This is a genomic window from uncultured Paraglaciecola sp., assembly GCF_913058035.1.
Lineage (GTDB): Bacteria > Pseudomonadota > Gammaproteobacteria > Enterobacterales > Alteromonadaceae > Paraglaciecola.
On record NZ_CAJXPA010000017.1, the window covers coordinates 23,203 to 41,016 of the forward strand.

A 17,814-nucleotide genomic window follows, 5' to 3' on the forward strand; every position below is an offset into this window, starting at 1 on the left:
CTCTCTAACTGTCTTCAACTACAGCAATAAATGCCAGACTAACTGCCACGATAACTACTAAAACCAAAAGGCGAAATAAGCAGTGGTACATGGTAATGCCCACCATCCTCGGTAAGCTCAAAATGTACATCTACGAAGGGATAAAAAGCGTTGCTGTGGTGTGCCAATAAGTAGTCTTTCGTAAAAAAACGAAGACAATATTCACCTGCATGAAAATGGTAATCTTGCCATTCATTACAACGCCCGTCTTTATCAGTTTGTGCCTGAATAATTGTCCCATCAAGAGTGGTTAAAGCTAATGCCATATTAGCAGCAGGTTTACCCAACGTAGTATCTAATACATGACTCGAAAGACTGATGCTCATGATGCTTGTATTCCTTTTTCTAGTTCATTTTCTAATCCCTTCTCTACTCTTAACAAGGTGATTTTAATTTGTTCTGCTGCGGCAAGTGTAATTTCTGTTGCGGTATCATTTTGTAAGCGTGACATCAAGGCATCCAGCATCGTTTTTGCGCTTAACCCACTGGCACAAATAATAAAGATAAAACCATGTTTATTTAAATAATTATGATTGGCTAAGGCTAAATCATGGAGCGTTTTATCGTCTGCATCGTTAGCACCTTGTTGTTCGTTGCTAGCCATATTCTTAGTAGCTGCGTACTTTTTACGTAAGCTATTTACGTCGCCTATCATTGGATGAGCTTCAAAGGCAGTTAAAAAGTCTGGCGTAGAACACTGTTGCCATATTTGTTTTGCTGCTTTTACAAGACTATCAAAATCTGTCAAAGGTAGGGCTTTAGCCATGCCTTTAGACCATTTAGGTGCGGCGCAACATTGGCTAAACCATTGTTCAGCTTCTTTATTGGTGAAGTTATTTAAAGCCTGCAACGACAAGATATTTTGTTGACTCATTTAGTTGTTACCAAAGATTGAATAAGTTGTTGATTATCTCGCCATGCCTGTTTTTGTTGAGATTTTGTGGCCTTTTCAGGTTCTAACAGCTGAATTAACTGTGCTGCCATGGATACGGCTACTTCAATGGGTCTTTTTCCCGGAATATTTAACACACCTACAGGAGAAACCAGTCGCTGAATATCTTGCTGCTGAAATTCTCGGTGTGCCAATCGAGTTCTAAAGCGCCTCGCTTTAGTATTTGAACCTATCATGCCAACAAAGGCCATATCTTTTCGGCGTAGAGCGGCTTCGATGATGTCAAAGTCTAATTGGTGGCTGTGAGTCATGACAATGACCCAAGACTTGCTAGCTAGACTGGAAATGGTATCAGCTGGCATTTCGCTTATCATTAATTTCACGTTACTTGGCACAGTTTGCAGGGCGATGTCATCAAGCATCTGTTGGCGATTGTCTATCCAGCTTATTTGCAACGGTAGCTGCGCCAAAATAGGCACCAATGCTCTAGATACATGACCTGCGCCGTAAATAGCAATGTGCTGAGTATGTTCAGTGAACGCTTCAAACAATACGTTGGTAGCACCACCGCAACACTGGCCTAATTTACTTGAAAGGGGATAATGTTCAACTTTTTGCGTTGTGGTGCTATCCATTAGCAAGTTACGCGCTTGTTTAATCACTTCAAATTCAAGATGCCCACCCCCTATCGTGTCAAAGGCGCTATCGTCACATACCAACATTTTTGTACCACCATTTCGGGGAGTAGAGCCTGCCGTGGCGAGTAATGTAACTAACACATAACTTTTGCCTTGTTGCTGGCATTGGTGTAGAGCGTCAAACCATGTTTTTATGGGTAGACTCATGCTTGTTCCTCCAGCCATGTCTGTGCTTGTTCAACCGCGTTATAGACTTTTTCTGGGGTTGCAGGGGTATGTAGTACAGGGTCAATTTGGTAATCAGTGATGCTAGATACCGCATCTTTTAATGCACACCAAACCGAGTTAGCCAACATCAACGGGGGTTCTCCCACCGCTTTTGAATGATAGATGCTGTCTTCATCGTTTGCCCTAGGGTATAAATCGACATTAAAAATTTCCGGTGTGTCACCAATTGCTGGAATTTTGTAGGTTGCGGGGTTGTTGCTGATAAGTTTACCGTTATCGTCCCATAACAGTTCTTCAGTGGTTAACCAGCCCATGCCTTGGATAAAGCCACCTTCAATTTGGCCAATATCAATAACAGGATTAAGGCTTCTGCCTACATCATGTAATATATCTACTCGGTCGACTTTGTATTCACCCGTTAACGTATCAATGGATACTTCTGAACAACTTGCACCATATGCAAAATAAAAAAACGGTCTACCGTTACCTGATGCTCGGTCGTATTTAAGCTTGGGTGTTTTGTAAAAGCCTGATGCTGATAACGAAATGCGGTCCATATAGGCTTGTTGGATCAAGTCACTAAAAGCAATACTGTGTTCACCTATATTGACTTGTTGGTGAGTAAACTTTGCTTGTTTTGCTTGATTAACATTCGCATTGACTTGTTTGGCAAAAAACTCGGCCAAGCGTTGTTTGATAATTAAACAGGCATTTTGCGCCGCCTTACCATTCAAGTCTGTGCCGCTTGATGCTGCAGTAGGAGAAGTATTAGGTACTTTGTCAGTTCGTGTCGAAGTGACTTCAATATGTGATAAAGGCACCCCAAATTCATTAGCCACTATTTGACCAATTTTGGTATGTAAGCCTTGCCCCATTTCAGTCCCTCCATGGTTTATTTGTATGCTCCCGTCGGTATAGATATGCAGTAAAGCACCAGCTTGATTAAGGTGTTTAGCGGTAAATGAAATACCAAATTTAACAGGGGTTAACGCCAAGCCTTTTTTAATGATAGGGCTATTTTTGTTAAATACAGTCATTTGTTTGCGGCGCAGTTGGTAATCGCTTGAAATTTCTAATTTATCAATCAGATCAGCTAACAAATTGTGTTCGACCTGCATTCCATATTGAGTGGTGTTTCTGGTGTCTTTGCCATATAGATTGAGTTTACGTATGGCGAGAGGATCTTTGCCTAATTTACGGGCGATTGCATCCATCATAGCTTCTGCCACTATCATACCTTGGGGACCACCAAAGCCACGGAAAGCGGTATGTGACACTTGATTGGTTCGACATCTGTGTCCTTCAATAGAACAATCGGCTAAAAAATAACCATTGTCTGCATGAAACATTGCCCGGTCTACTATTGCATCTGACAAGTCGGGTGAGTGCCCACAATTACCGTTTATTTCGATGTGTGTTGCTTGGATCAAGCCTTGATTATCTGTGGCTACTTTAAATCGGTTTTCGAATGGATGACGCTTACCCGTTGCCATCATATCTAACATGCGCGGCAGTCGAAGTTTGACGGCTACTTTATTGCGGCTAGCAAATATTGCTGCTAAACAAGCCCACTGAGCAGCCTGTGTTTCTTTACCGCCAAAACCTCCACCCATGCGGCGCATATCGACCACTACTTTATGTAGTTTTATATCTAATACTTCGGCAATAAGTTTCTGAACTTCACTGGGATGTTGGCTTGAAGAGTAGACTAACATTCGGTCCTCTTCTTCAGGAATAGCCATAGATATCTGACCTTCAAGATACATATGTTCTTGGCCACCAATAATCATTTCGCCTTCAATATGAATGGGGCTTTGGTCATAACTTTGTTGAAAATCGCCGCGGCGCATAAAGTGTGGTGGTCGCACAAAGTTTTCTTGCTCTTTGGCTTGCTCAACAGACAAACAAGCTTGAGTCGGTGTAATCACAATGTGTGCTTTTAATGTTGCTTGGCGAGCTAGGTTTACACTGGTTGCTAAGACCGCGAAGATAGGTTGACTATGATATAAAATATTTGTACCAGCTAACAAGGGATCTCCTGGAAACACTGGCCCTATATCTTTATGACCAGCAATGTCATCTACAGTGATCACGTCTATTACGCCTTCACTGGCTTTCACTCGTGACAAATCAATGGATGTGATTATTCCCGTAGTTTCCGAACTTACACCTACTGCAACATGGTGGATGTTTGCTGCTTCTGGCATATCGTCTATATAACGAGCTTGACCGCTGACATGACGCTCAGCACTTTCATGCTTGTGAGACTTGCCAGCTGCTCCTTGAGGTGCAGTATCAAATATAGGTTGGTCAATCAGTTTACGCATGACGATGCTTCCCAGTTGACTCATCATTTAAAGAGGGAATATGAACCACACGAGTTTCAATCTGTTGGGAACTGTGGTTTGTTTCTAACCAGAAACGTTTCCATAAATTGATTAACATAGCAATGCGATAGGTTTTGCTGGCACGCACATCATCTAGTGGAGTAAATGCTTGTTTGAGAATTTCTTTGCCAATATCAAAGGCTTCGCTGCTGGACCATGTTTTACCTTGAAGTTGAGTATTGAGCTCTAACACAGTTGCTGGGATTGCAGCGACACCACCAAAACCAGAATCGATATGGTGTATCTTTCCATCAATGACGTGTAAATTGAATACCGCACATACTGCCGAAATATCATCTTCATAACGTTTAGATACTTTATATGCCCGGACTAGGTTGCTGCGATGAATGAAAGGAATAAAAATCGCTTCTATCCATTCCGATGTCTTCAAAGCTGTCTTGCGATAATCCAAAAAGAATTCACTTGCCACTACTTTTCTTCTTTGCTTGCCATCGTCCAAATGAATAACCGCATTAAGCGCTAACAATGCAGGTGGCATATCACCTATTGGCGAACCATTAGCAACATTTCCACCTAAACTGGCTTGATTACGAATAGGCGTAGCAGCAAAGCGCCATAACAGCTCAGATAGCTGAGGAAAATGTGTTAATAAGCTCGCCTCAATTTTACCAAAGGGCAGGGCAGCACCAATTAATAATCCATGATCTTGTTCAACAAGTTGGTTCAAGTCTGGCATCGCGCTTAAGGCAATGAGTTTATCGAAGGATTTCAGCTGTTGCGTGACCTGCAGCGCTAAGTCAGTACTACCGGCGAATACATTAGCATCAGGGTATTGGGCTTTGGCAGCCGCCAGTGCTTGTCTTGATGTAGGTATTAATAAATTGTTTGTGCTAATAACAGAGTCATTTATATCGTTTAAACGTTTAACTATCTCGATTTCTGTTTTTTTAAACTTATCAGACCGCTTGTTTTGGCAAACACTCAATGTGGCATCAATGATGGGGCGATAACCTGTACAGCGGCATAGATTGCCTGAAAGTGCTTGAATAACGGCTTCTCTGTCTGGCAGCTCTGCCTGATGGTATAAAGCAAACATTGACATAATAAATCCCGGTGTGCAAAAACCACATTGTGAACCATGATGGTCAATCATGCTCTGCTGCACGGGGTGTAAATCTTTTCCATCTGGTAAATGTTCTACGGTTATCAATTGTTTGCCATGTAATGCAGATAAAAATGTCACACAACTATTGATGGTTCTATACTCAAGTTTATTCTCAAGGTCATTCGCAAATTGGTTATGAATTGCACGGTTATTGTCATCCACTTCTGCTAAAACTACAGTGCAAGCACCACAATCACCCGATGCACAGCCTTCTTTAGTGCCTGTTAAATTTTGTTGTTCACGCAAATATTCAAGTAAAGTCAAGTCAGCTCTAGCTTGAGCAATAGACATTTTTTTGTTGTTTAGCAAAAAGCTAATCATGTTGCGCTCCGTTAGCAATACTGAAGATTGACAGTAGCCCGACTAATGATATTAAATTTGATTTATACTAGACCAAATGGTCAACTTTAACATCAATTTTTTCTGTTTCCATAAAATACTTATCAAAAATTATATTATGGCTGGATTGATATGTACTGATAATTTTAAAGGTTACGCATCGACCAAATTTAGAAGCAATATAAATGCCGATTATTGGTTTGACAGTAATTTATATCTAACAGCATTATGATTCTAGCAATCAATCAGATTGGGTGATATTTTTGTGATGTTAAATGAGGCCCATAAAGATTTTAAAATGGAAATAAAATAGTAAATGTGTGCAAGTAAAAATTACAAAGAAATCAGTATTGGAGAACTTAATCGAAGCAAAATATTAGATGCTGCGGAGAAGGAGTTCGCTCTGCATGGCTTTAAAGGCGCACGCGTTCAGCAAATAGCTGACAGAGCCGAGCTACCCAAAACCAATGTGCTTTATTATTTTAAATCCAAAGAGTTTTTATATTTAGCTTTGTTAGAGGATATTTTGCGGTTATGGAATAGTCGGTTTGATGAAGCAACGGCTAGCGATGATCCAGCAGAAGTTTTGGCGCATTATATTGCTGATAAAATGGAAATTTCCCGATGTCGCCCCAACGCATCCAAAATGTTTGCATTAGAAATTATCAATGGTGCACCTAATTTAACCGAATTTTTTAAAGACCAACATGCCTCTTGGATGGCAGGACGGGTGGCGGTTATTAAACAATGGATTGAGCAAGGTAAGTTAGCTGTAACTGATCCTCACTATTTATTATTCAATATTTGGGCAACATCACAACATTATGCAGATTTTTCTATACAAATAAATGAACTTAGAGGTAAACCGATGACTCAAACAGACTTTGCTGAAGCTACCAATAACTTGGTGAAATTAATATTAACCGGCTGCAGTTTATCTGTTCCGACAGAATTTCAATAAAGGAACTCGATGAAACATGCATACCCAAGGGATCTAATCGGTTACGGTCAATATCCTCCCCATCCCAAGTGGCCAAATCAAGCTAAGATAGCCGTACAATTTGTGCTTAATTACGAAGAAGGTGGCGAAAATTGTGTTTTGCATGGGGATGACCAATCTGAAACTTTTTTATCTGAGATTATTGGTGCACAAGCATATTCAGACAGACATTTGAGTATGGAGTCGATGTATGAATATGGTAGCCGTGCTGGATTTTGGCGTCTGCATAATCTGTTTGTTCGTTATCAATTACCCGTCACTGTATTTGGTGTAACGATGGCATTACAACGCAATCCAGAAGCGGTAGCTGCTATGAAGGAAGCAAACTGGGAAATAGCCAGCCATGCAATGCGTTGGATCCCATTTCAAGATATGCCCGAGGATCAAGAAAGAAAAATGATCAATGCATCCATACAGTTACATCAAGCGATCACTGGCAGCAAACCCAATGGATGGTACACTGGCAGAACAAGTCCTAACACGCTCAAGTTAATAGCAGAACGAGATGACATTTTATACTGTGCCGACTCTTATGCGGATGACTTACCTTATTACGATACACAATACATTAAACCATTATTGATGATCCCTTATACACTAGATACCAACGATATGCGTTTTGCCACAACTCAAGGTTTTAATAGTGGCGAACAGTTTTTTCAGTATCTGAAAGACGCATTTGATGTGTTATACGCTGAAGGTGAAACGGCGCCAAAAATGTTGTCTATTGGTCTACATTGCCGAATCATTGGAAGGCCGGCACGCATGGCTGCCTTGCAACGATTCATTGAGTACGTGCAAAGCCACGATCAAGTCTGGTGTTGTACAAGAGAGCAGATTGCTTTGCACTGGAAAGAACATTTTCCAGTGCAAAGTGCTGAGTGACACACTTTAAGTCAAGCGCTTTGGAATAAATTTAAAAAATACAACTCAACGGATTATCAATGGAAAATTAAGCCTACTTTTTGATAACGTAGTAGTGTTATTAAATATTAAGAAGTTGAAACCTAAAACCTCTTATCTACAGGCAGCAAATTGTATGCTGTCAGGTAAACCTATCCCAAACCGAAAACATACTTTTTATCAACTTCTTGTCATGATATATGTACCCAGTATCACAAGTGAGATTTTGTAAAGCTTGTCATCTTTTATTCGTTAGTAATAAAAGCGAAGGTTATGTCATTGCTGATGGTAAATGTAATTGGCACAAATATGTAATCAACCCTAATAATACGAGAGTAATTCAAGCTAAACACTCAACCACAACCATTCAACCACAACCATTCAATCAAAGTTACGCTCAGACTCATGAGTGAACATCATTTATCACCCAATGTGCGAGAGACTAAGAATTTTGACTTGATTTGTACTGGTGCATGACTTTCTTATCTGTATTCAAATAAAATGTCTTTAAATTCTGCTTAAACATTCTAGAAATAGTTAAATATTTACATCTAAAATAGGTATTTTTACCTATTTACCATTCTGATAATTCGCATAAAGTATATGTAAGTTAGTAATTTATAGCACAAAGTTTAGGGTCACGGTTAGCAACAATAAATAGCCCTTATTTTTTGAGAGTTACAGTTGAGCACTGGCTTATTTATAATGTAGGCAAGTTTATTTGTTTATGAGTTATTACTTTGCAATGGTTTCAAAATGTTAATAATAATGAGGCTACTACTGCCATATTTAGTAAGTGCGGGGTTGTATTCAAGCTTATTTAGCCTTTGTGAGTGTCAACCATGATTTATCAATACTTGCTAATTATCAGATGTTTACGATTTTCAATAGCAACTAGATACAAGGGTATCTATGCACTCGATAAGAATACTTGCGGTAGATGATCAAATATCTAGCCTCATTGCGTTAGAAGATGTGTTAAGCGATATTGACGCGCATATTATAAAAGCAACCTCTGCAAAAGAGGCATTGTTGATCATGTTAAAACAGTCAATTGATTGTATTTTATTAGATGTCAGTATGCCTGATATGGACGGTTTTGAATTTTTAAAAACGTTATGTAATGCGCCAGCTCATTCGCAAATTCCTGTCATTATGATCACCGGTAAGGTCTTCAGTGAAAATGAAACATTAAAAGCCTATAAACTTGGTGCTGTGGACTTTTTGCTTAAACCTGTCGAACCTGAAACTGTATATCGTAAAGTAGGTTTTATCGTGCGCCAAGCCCAGCGCATTAATGCTGTTAAGGGTATAGAGAAACAATTGAATTCTCTGCAAAAAGATCTTATCAAGCCTCTCGAAAGCCTCATAAAAGAAGATGTATCAAACAGTAATCAAAGTTTTAAACTATCTGAAGTAACACAAAAATTGAAACATCTACATAATGCTTGGCAGGTCTTAAATGAAAGTAAATAACACCTCCGATAATAAAGAAAAAGATGGTCAACAAATTGAGCCTGACGTTGCTGTCACATCAAAACAACCAACAGTATCCAAGAATGCCTCAGCTGAAAGTGATGTTAGTTTATATGCAAGTAAACTACCCATTGCGCTGGTTGAAGATTCTAAACACACAACTAGAGAAAATCAGCAATTTGGTTTGGGGAATCTAGACGCAAAGGTCAGCGAGTTTTATGAAATATTAATTTTATTAAATAGCCGCTTTGACCTTGATTTCTCGCAGTACAAACCTTCAATGATCACTCGACGCCTGGAACGCAGAATATATTATCAAAACTCAGCCTCATTAAAAAATTACATCAGTATTTTGCTATCTAATAATGATGAATTAGAAGCGTTATATTATGATTTATTAATTGGTATTACTCAGTTTTTTCGCGACCCTGATGCCTATGATTCTGTCAGAATATTGATACCTAATTTACTTGCGCAGTTTAAGGATGAGCCAGAAATTAGAATTTGGGTTTCAGCCTGTGCTTCTGGGCAAGAAGCTTATAGCATGGCCATGATGTTCGCAGATATCATGGGCAAGGACCCTCATGGTAATAAACCGTTTAAAATATTTGCTACTGATATTCATCAAAAGTCTATACATCATGCCGCGGCGGGAGTTTATGATGAAGAGGCCATACAGTTTGTGAGTCTTGAGTATAGAGCTCGATTTTTTACACCATTGCTTTCAGGGCAATATCAGATCTTGCCTAAAATCCGTAAGACAATTGTGTTCGTCCAACATAACCTTTTGAAAGATCCAGCTTTCACACGGATCCATTTTGTTTCTTGTCGCAATCTGTTGATATATTTGAATGCTGCAGCCCAAAAAAAAGTGCTGAGCTTATTGTCATTTTCGCTGATGGAAAAAGGGCTATTATTCATAGGTCCTAGTGAAACGATTGGTTCACACGTAAGCGACTTTGAGAAAGTTGATGTGGTAAACCTTCTATTTTGTAAAGTTCGGAACACACTGAGACCCAATGGATTATCAGCGTTATTGCGTAATAGCTCAGCAGCAAACATGCCTTTTCCTAGAAGTGCGGTAGATACCCCCAAAAACAGTGTTAAAAGTAAAAAAGCACTGGAGATGTTGTTACAAAGATATGTGCCAACAAGTGTTTTGGTAGACACAAAAGGTCATATATTGCATGTGTTCGGTGACGCCGGAAAATATCTGACACTTAACATTGGTGCTGCATCATTAATCATCACCTCTATGGTGGACGATAAGGCAAAATTTGTACTGTCCCAGATGTTGCACAGCATTGTGAAACACCAAAAACCTATTAAAGCCAAAGCAATAAAGGGTTTTAATAACTGCGAAGCAGTTGATGTTTCGATGAGTGTATTATCTGAGGCCTCAAGTGATTCGGATTACATTATCATTTCTTTATCTGAGGCAGCTGCTACTCACACCGATAATACCAAAGCATCTGGGATGCTTGATTTAAGTATTCCGAATCAAATGACGCCCAACGTGAACATCAAGATTAAGGAATCTGAAGAGAAACTGGTATTTACCCTAGAATGTCTACAAACAACTATTGAAGAATTGGAAACCAGTAATGAAAAATTGCAGGCCGCCAATGAAGAATTGATGTCTTCTAACGAAGAGTTACAAAGCTCCAAGGAAGAGATGCAGTTGATCAACGAGGAATTATTATCGGTTAATGCTGAATTTCAACAAAAAGAGCGGGAGCGTGAAGAACTTATATCAGATGAACTCAGCATTATTGACGAATCAAATTTAGGCATTTTATTTTTAGATGCAGATCTTAAAATTCGTAAATTTTCACCTATGGCAGGTCAACTCTTTAGCCTTGTTGCAAGTGATTTTGGTAGGCCTTTTATCGCGGCTAAAGGATGTGTGGTCCAAGAAATACAGGGCGATGTATATAAAATTTTTCATGGTGGTGAACTAATTGAAAAAGAAGTAAAAGATGAGAGTGGATTGTTTTATCTGGTGCGTATTAATGCACACACATCAAATGTAAAAGGCGCCGAAGATTTTACTAACAAGGGTGTGGTAATTACCTTTGCTAATGTGTCTAAATTACATGCCACAAAAAAAGCCTTAGAAAGATCCCAAATCCGATTCAACAATACCTTAAATGCTGTGTCTGACGGTTATTTTGAATGGATATTAGAAACGGATGAACTTTACTTTTCACCTTTATTTTATCAAAAACTGGGGTATGGCGATAATCGCCCCAACCTTGATGATCTTTTGGGGCCACATGCCAAGGAATTTAAGCTTAAGTTTTCAAAAACACAGCTTAGCGGATTAAAAGTTGAAGAGGTTTTGTCTTTTATATCAGCTGATGGAGAGGTTTTTTGGATGATATGTAAAGGTGAGTTTCAGCTAGATGAGCAGCGCCAACAAACAAAGTTAATAGGTATTACTATCGACTTTTCCACTCAAAAAGCAGTGGAAAACACACTTCAGGCCCAGGCAGTTGAGTTGGAACGTTCTAACAATCTTCTTGAAAAGTTTGCCCACATTGTTTCGCACGACATGAAAGCACCTATAAGACACATTCAAAATTATCTGGTTTTCTTACAAGAAGCCATCGAAAGCAAAGATAATAAAGCAATAATACAAGAAATGCAGGGCATTCAAAAAAGCACGGATATCTTAACCGAGTTAATCGACGATGTGATTACCTATTCGCGAGTGACATCTGAAAAAAAACAAATGGGTGATGTAAATATCAATAATATTTTAGATTACGTTATCAATATTATGACGCCCACCATAGAGTCCAAAAACATAAAGATAAAGCGAGATGATTTCCCATCGATTAAAGGTGATAAATCATTGTTGACCCATTTACTGCAAAACTTAATTAGTAATGCCTGTAAATACAACGATAAACAACAGCCACTGATCTTTATCCTATATTCAGAGGTGGATCAACATCACATCATCACAATCACTGATAACGGTATTGGTTTTGATCAGGCGAATACAAATAAAATTTTTGACCCTTTCACTCGCTTAGTTACCAAAGATCAATTCGAAGGAAGCGGCATCGGTTTGTCTATATGTAAGACTGTCGTTGAACAACATAAAGGCTCTATTCGAGCAAAATCTAAGGTCGGTGAAGGAGCCTCTTTCACAGTCACACTTCCGTTTTAACTGGAGGATTTTATGATAGTTAACAATCGTCACTTTTTCATTCTCCATGGTGAGGATGATGACTGTGATATTAGAGTAATGGCGAGAATTTTAAAGAAAATTAAGTATCAAGGAGAATACCGTAATATCGTCATAGGCTCTGATTTATTGACATGGATGAATGATTTAAATAGGACTAAGTTACCAGATTTATTGATTTTGGATATTGGCTTGCCAGGTGCCAATGGTAAGGAAATATTAGCTTCGTTACGTCAAGAAGATAGAACCATGAGTATTCCAATTATTATGATGTCTGGTTCTAATTCACAACGTGATTATCACGAATGTATATCTCTTGGTGCTAATGCTTACATTCAAAAAAATTTAGACTCAAGTAGTTTAGAGTTTAGCATTAAATGTTTTATTGAAGGTTTTATGTGCTTAAACGCACAAATCTTTTTTTAGTCATCAGCACGTCTATCGACTGAGCGACAAATATTTTTAAACAGCACATTGAGAATCTGCATATGAATGTAAAAGAGTTAAGTTCACAAGACATCCTCAAAGCATTGCAGGCATGGAAAGATGAATCTAATGTGATAGATCATAAGGGACTACTTAAGGTGTTGAGGGCCTACCGCAACGGTAGCTTTTCCACCCGTTTGCCAGATAATCAAACGGGTATTGCTGGCGAAATTGCTAGGGCACTGAACGAGTCTATTGAATTGAATCAACTGTTACTTAAAGAGTTTAGTAGAGTAGGCAAAGCGGTAAGTAGAGAAGGCAAACTGAGCCAACGAGTATCAATTAATGGGGCAACAGGTCACTGGGCTGAAACCGTTAACGCTTACAATAGCACCATAGACGGCATGGCCGAGCCTGTCGGTGAGTTTGGCCGAATAGTGGCTGCTATTGCTAAAGGTGATCTAACCGAACCAATGGCCCTAGAAATTGAAGGTCGCCCATTAAAAGGTGAGTTTTTAAGGGTCGCTAAAATCACCAATCAAATGATTAACTTACTTAATTCATTTTCTTCAGAAGTCACAAGAGTATCACTAGAAGTAGGAACCGACGGTATTTTAGGAGGGCAAGCCAGAATTAGAGGTGTATCTGGGGTGTGGTTAGAGCTAACCAATAGTGTAAATGGTATGGCTGATAATTTGACTGGCCAAGTTCGTAATATCGCGACCGTCGCTACAGCGGTCGCCAATGGCGACTTATCACAACGTATTACAGTGGAAGCCAAAGGTGAAGTGCTGCAACTGAAAGAAACGTTGAATACTATGGTAGAAAGGTTAACCCAGTTTTCGTCTGAAGTCACAAGAGTAGCGCGTGATGTGGGCACTGCTGGTAAGTTAGGTGGAAGTGCTGATGTGCGAGATGTTTCAGGCGTATGGCAAGAACTGACCAATAATGTTAACGGCATGGCTTATAACCTCACTTCTCAAGTACGCAACATTGCTACTGTGGCAACAGCGGTAGCAAATGGCGATTTGAGTAGAAAGATAACCGTTGATGCTCAAGGTGAAATGTTAGAGTTGAAAGACACCATCAATACTATGGTTGACAGATTAACTCAGTTTTCTTCCGAAGTGACCCGTGTTGCCCGTGAGGTAGGCACAGATGGGCAGTTAGGTGGTAAGGCTAAAGTGCCTGATGTAGCGGGCGTGTGGCAAGATCTAACCAATAATGTAAATAATATGGCTGATAATTTAACCAGCCAAGTGCGAAATATTGCAACAGTGGCCACCGCTGTTGCTTACGGAGATTTAAGTCGAAAGGTCACGGTAGATGCTAAAGGCGAAGTGTCAGAGCTTAAGACAACCATCAATACCATGGTAGATAGTCTGACCCAATTTTCTTCTGAAGTCACCCGAGTTGCTCGAGAAGTAGGTACTGAAGGAAAGTTAGGTGGAAAAGCCGAAGTAAGAGGTGTCGCTGGTGTTTGGCAAGATTTAACGAACAACGTTAATGGCATGGCAGATAATTTAACAGGGCAAGTACGAAACATAGCAACAGTGGCGACTGCAGTAGCGAACGGTGACCTTTCACAAAAAATCACTGTAGATGCTCAAGGTGAAGTACTCGAGTTAAAAGACACCATCAATACTATGGTTGATAGATTGACTCAGTTTTCCTCTGAGGTAACCCGAGTTGCTCGTGAGGTAGGAACAGATGGGCAGTTGGGTGGACAGGCTCAAGTACCTGATGTAGCCGGTGTATGGCAAGATTTAACTAACAATGTAAATGGTATGGCCGCTAATCTAACTGGGCAAGTTCGTAATATCGCTACAGTCGCAACGGCGGTAGCAAACGGTGATTTAAGCCAGAAAATTACCGTTGAGGTAAAAGGAGAAGTTCTAGAATTAAAAAATACTTTAAACAACATGGTAGAAAAGCTTAAAAAATTCTCTAGTGAAGTCACAAGAGTTGCACAAGAAGTAGGTACTGATGGCGTACTAGGAGGAAAAGCCAATGTAGAAAATGTGGCGGGCGTTTGGCAAGAATTGACCAATAACGTAAACGGTATGGCGGACAATTTGACCAACCAAGTGCGCAATATCGCTACAGTAGCAACAGCCGTGGCCAATGGTGACTTGTCGCAAAGTATTACAGTAGAAGCTAAAGGCGAAGTCTTAGAGCTTAAAAGTACGATTAATACTATGGTCGAAAAATTGACACAGTTCTCATCTGAGGTCACACGTGTTGCCAGAGAAGTAGGTACAGAGGGGGTATTAGGAGGTAAAGCAAATGTTGTTGGGGTAGGGGGGACATGGCAAGACCTGACCAACAACGTAAACGGTATGGCTGATAATTTAACTAGCCAAGTACGTAACATCGCTACTGTTGCCAAAGCAGTGGCAGAAGGCGATTTATCACAACGGATCACTGTTAAAGCCAAAGGGGAAGTAGCTGAACTAAAAGATACTATAAACACTATGGTAGAAAAGCTCACTCAGTTCTCATCAGAAGTGACCCGAGTAGCTCAGCAAGTAGGAACTGAAGGTATCTTAGGCGGTAAAGCTGAAGTTCAAGACGTAGCCGGTGTATGGCAAGACCTAACCAATAATGTAAACGGCATGGCAGATAATTTGACCAATCAAGTGCGTAACATTGCCACAGTCGCTACAGCCGTCGCCAACGGGGATTTAGGTCAAAAAATCACCGTTGATGCTAAAGGTGAAATTCTTGAATTAAAAAATACTATTAATATCATGGTAGATAAACTGACTCAGTTTGCTTCAGAAGTAACCCGCGTCGCCCAAGAAGTAGGAACTGACGGCATACTTGGTGGTAAAGCTGAAGTTAAAAACGTGTCGGGTGCTTGGCAAGACTTAACCAATAACGTTAATGGCATGGCAGATAATTTGACCAATCAAGTGCGTAATATCGCTTCTGTAGCTACCGCTGTAGCCAACGGAGACTTAGGCCAAAAAATTACTGTTGATGCTAAGGGTGAGATCCTAGAATTAAAAGATACCCTCAATACTATGGTCGACAGATTAACCCAATTTGCCTCTGAGGTAACACGTGTTGCTCAAGAAGTAGGTACGGATGGTATTTTAGGTGGCCAGGCAGAAGTAGCTGGTGTGACCGGCGCCTGGGGTGACTTAACCCGCAATGTAAACCGCTTAGCCAACAACCTTACTGATCAAGTAAGAGATATCTCTCGAGTCACTTCTGCTGTGGCAAAAGGTGATCTGGAACAGAAAATTACAGTGGAGGCACAAGGTGAGGTACTGGAATTAAAAAATACCATCAATTCAATGACTGACACCTTGTCATTGTTTGCTAATCAGGTGACTTATGTTGCTAAAGAGGTCGGTGATGAGGGTAAACTTGGTGGTCAAGCCGATGTACCAGAAGCCCAAGGTATATGGCGAAATCTTACGGATAATGTAAATGAGCTGGCGGACAACCTGACTCGTCAAATACGTGCAATTTTAACGGTAGTAACCGATGTTACTCAAGGTAACCTTACCGGCAGTATTGATGTCGCGGCAAAAGGTGAAGTAGAGACATTAAAAAACGGTTTGAACCAAATGATCCTGACATTGAAAGAAACGTCGGATATCAACAATGAACAAGATTGGTTAAAAAGTAATTTATCTTATTTTGTTCGTTTGATGCAAGGTAATAGCAACTTGCAGGCTCTGGCCGATGTAGTAATTACCAAAGTATGTACAGTGCTAAATGTGCAACATGGTGTGTTCTATGCTTTAGAGAGCAACTTTAATAAAGACATCGATAAGCCAATGTTGTACATGTTGGCTAGCTATGCTTTTCACGAACGAAAATCAGTTGCCAACCGCTTTGAGATTGGCCAAGGATTGGTAGGACAAGCGGCTCTCGAAAAGAAGCGTATTCTGGTACACAATATACCAGGTGATTATATTCAAGTAAGCTCAGGACTAGGTAATGCCCAACCATTAACAGTAGTGGTATTGCCGGTCGTATTCGAAAATGAACTATTAGGGGTGCTGGAATTAGGCTCATTTTCACCTTTCACTGAAATTAGCCTTAACTTTCTTGATCAGCTAATGGAAAGCCTAGGAATTGTCGCCAATGCGGTGGTTGCCAGTGCACAAACAGAGAGTTTACTAACTGAATCTCAATCATTATCTGAAGAACTACAAAAACAACAGGAAGAGTTGAAGAACAGTAATGTGAAACTTGAAACACAAGCGAAAAACTTACAAGACTCAGAAGCAAAACTAAAAAATAAACAAGAAGAGCTACAACAAACAAATGAAGAGTTAGAAGAAAAGTCACGTGTATTAGCGGACCAAAAACACGAAGTTGAAAGTGCCAAGATACAACTCGAAGAAAAAGCACAACAGCTGGCTATTTCATCGAAATATAAGTCTGAATTTTTAGCTAATATGTCCCATGAATTAAGAACACCACTGAATAGCTTAATGGTGTTGTCTGATGGTTTACGAAAAAATATAGATAAAAACTTTACCGATAAGCAAGTAGAAAAAATGGCAACAATTCATGATTCTGGTATTGAATTGTTGGAATTAATAAATGAAATTCTTGACTTGGCCAAAATTGAAGCTGGAAAAATGTTAGTTCAGGTGGGAGATATTTTCCTACAGCGCATTCAAAATTGGGCTGCGCGTGGTTTCAATCAGATGGCTGAAAATAAAGGGATTACATTTGAAACTGAGCTCGATCCGTCACTACCTAAAACAATATTGACCGATGAAAAACGCCTACAACAAGTGATTAAAAACTTCATTTCTAATGCAATTAAATTTACTAATAAAGGTCAGGTGACCCTGAGTATTTATCACGCAAAAACAGGTTGGACACAAAATAATAGGCATTTAAATGAAGCATCTACTGTTGTAGCCTTTAGCGTGACTGACAGCGGTATCGGTATTCCTGCTGATAAACATCAAGTTATTTTTGAGGCATTCCAACAAGCTGATGGGAGCACCAGTCGAAAGTATGGCGGCACAGGATTAGGGTTATCAATTAGTCGAGAAATTGCGCATTTACTTGCGGGTGAAATTATTTTAGAGAGTGGGGTAGGTAAAGGCAGTTCATTTACCCTATTTATACCGCATACTTACCCAGAGCAAGCTGATGATGATGGCAATAGCCGCTTGCTTGATTACAG

General features: G+C 39.8%; 11 protein-coding genes. 6 read left to right on the forward strand and 5 right to left on the reverse strand.

The window, feature by feature from the left end:
- Positions 1-38 precede the first annotated feature (38 nt).
- Genes uraH through xdhA form a run of 5 tightly spaced genes read right to left on the reverse strand, consistent with a single transcriptional unit; the run spans position 39 to position 5,631 of the window.
- Positions 39-365 carry a hydroxyisourate hydrolase gene (uraH, locus tag QZ562_RS04030; RefSeq protein WP_293757157.1) on the reverse strand — a complete coding sequence of 109 codons (327 nt, stop codon included), beginning with the start codon at positions 363-365 and terminating at the stop codon, positions 39-41.
- Entirely contained in the window at positions 362-913 is a 552-nt protein-coding gene (gene uraD / locus QZ562_RS04035; protein ID WP_293757159.1) for a 2-oxo-4-hydroxy-4-carboxy-5-ureidoimidazoline decarboxylase, read from the reverse strand. The genes uraH and uraD overlap by 4 nt, the downstream gene beginning before the upstream one ends.
- The gene (gene xdhC, locus QZ562_RS04040) at positions 910-1,776 is read right to left on the reverse strand and encodes a xanthine dehydrogenase accessory protein XdhC (RefSeq protein WP_293757161.1); all 867 of its coding nucleotides are present in this window, start codon (positions 1,774-1,776) and stop codon (positions 910-912) included. The genes uraD and xdhC overlap by 4 nt, the downstream gene beginning before the upstream one ends.
- The gene (xdhB, locus tag QZ562_RS04045) at positions 1,773-4,124 is read right to left on the reverse strand and encodes a xanthine dehydrogenase molybdopterin binding subunit (protein WP_293757163.1); all 2,352 of its coding nucleotides are present in this window, start codon (positions 4,122-4,124) and stop codon (positions 1,773-1,775) included. The genes xdhC and xdhB overlap by 4 nt, the downstream gene beginning before the upstream one ends.
- A complete protein-coding gene (gene xdhA, locus QZ562_RS04050) occupies positions 4,117-5,631 on the reverse strand; it encodes a xanthine dehydrogenase small subunit (protein ID WP_293757165.1) in 1,515 nt (504 codons plus the stop codon). Before xdhA ends, xdhB begins: the two co-directional genes overlap by 8 nt.
- 334 nt (positions 5,632-5,965) lie before the next feature.
- On the opposite strand from xdhA, the gene QZ562_RS04055 reads away from it, so the two are divergent.
- The 6 genes from QZ562_RS04055 to QZ562_RS04080 all read left to right on the forward strand — a co-directional run.
- Positions 5,966-6,610: a TetR/AcrR family transcriptional regulator gene (locus tag QZ562_RS04055; protein ID WP_293757167.1), complete on the forward strand. Its 645-nt coding sequence runs from the start codon at positions 5,966-5,968 to the stop codon at positions 6,608-6,610.
- A 9-nt stretch (positions 6,611-6,619) separates the two neighbouring features.
- Positions 6,620-7,534: an allantoinase PuuE gene (gene puuE / locus QZ562_RS04060; protein WP_293757169.1), complete on the forward strand. Its 915-nt coding sequence runs from the start codon at positions 6,620-6,622 to the stop codon at positions 7,532-7,534.
- A gap of 930 nt (positions 7,535-8,464) precedes the next feature.
- Positions 8,465-9,028 (forward strand): response regulator, encoded by a 564-nt coding sequence (locus tag QZ562_RS04065; RefSeq protein ID WP_293757171.1) that lies wholly within the window; start codon positions 8,465-8,467, stop codon positions 9,026-9,028.
- Positions 9,015-12,206, forward strand: coding sequence for a CheR family methyltransferase (locus QZ562_RS04070; RefSeq protein WP_293757173.1), 3,192 nt, complete (start codon positions 9,015-9,017; stop codon positions 12,204-12,206). Before QZ562_RS04065 ends, QZ562_RS04070 begins: the two co-directional genes overlap by 14 nt.
- A 12-nt stretch (positions 12,207-12,218) precedes the next feature.
- Positions 12,219-12,650, forward strand: a complete 432-nt coding sequence (locus QZ562_RS04075) for a response regulator (RefSeq protein WP_293757175.1) — start codon at positions 12,219-12,221, stop codon at positions 12,648-12,650.
- Positions 12,651-12,712: 62 nt separating this feature from the next.
- Positions 12,713-17,814, forward strand: a 5,102-nt coding sequence (locus QZ562_RS04080; protein ID WP_293757177.1) for a HAMP domain-containing protein, incomplete at its 3' end; no start/stop codon positions are given.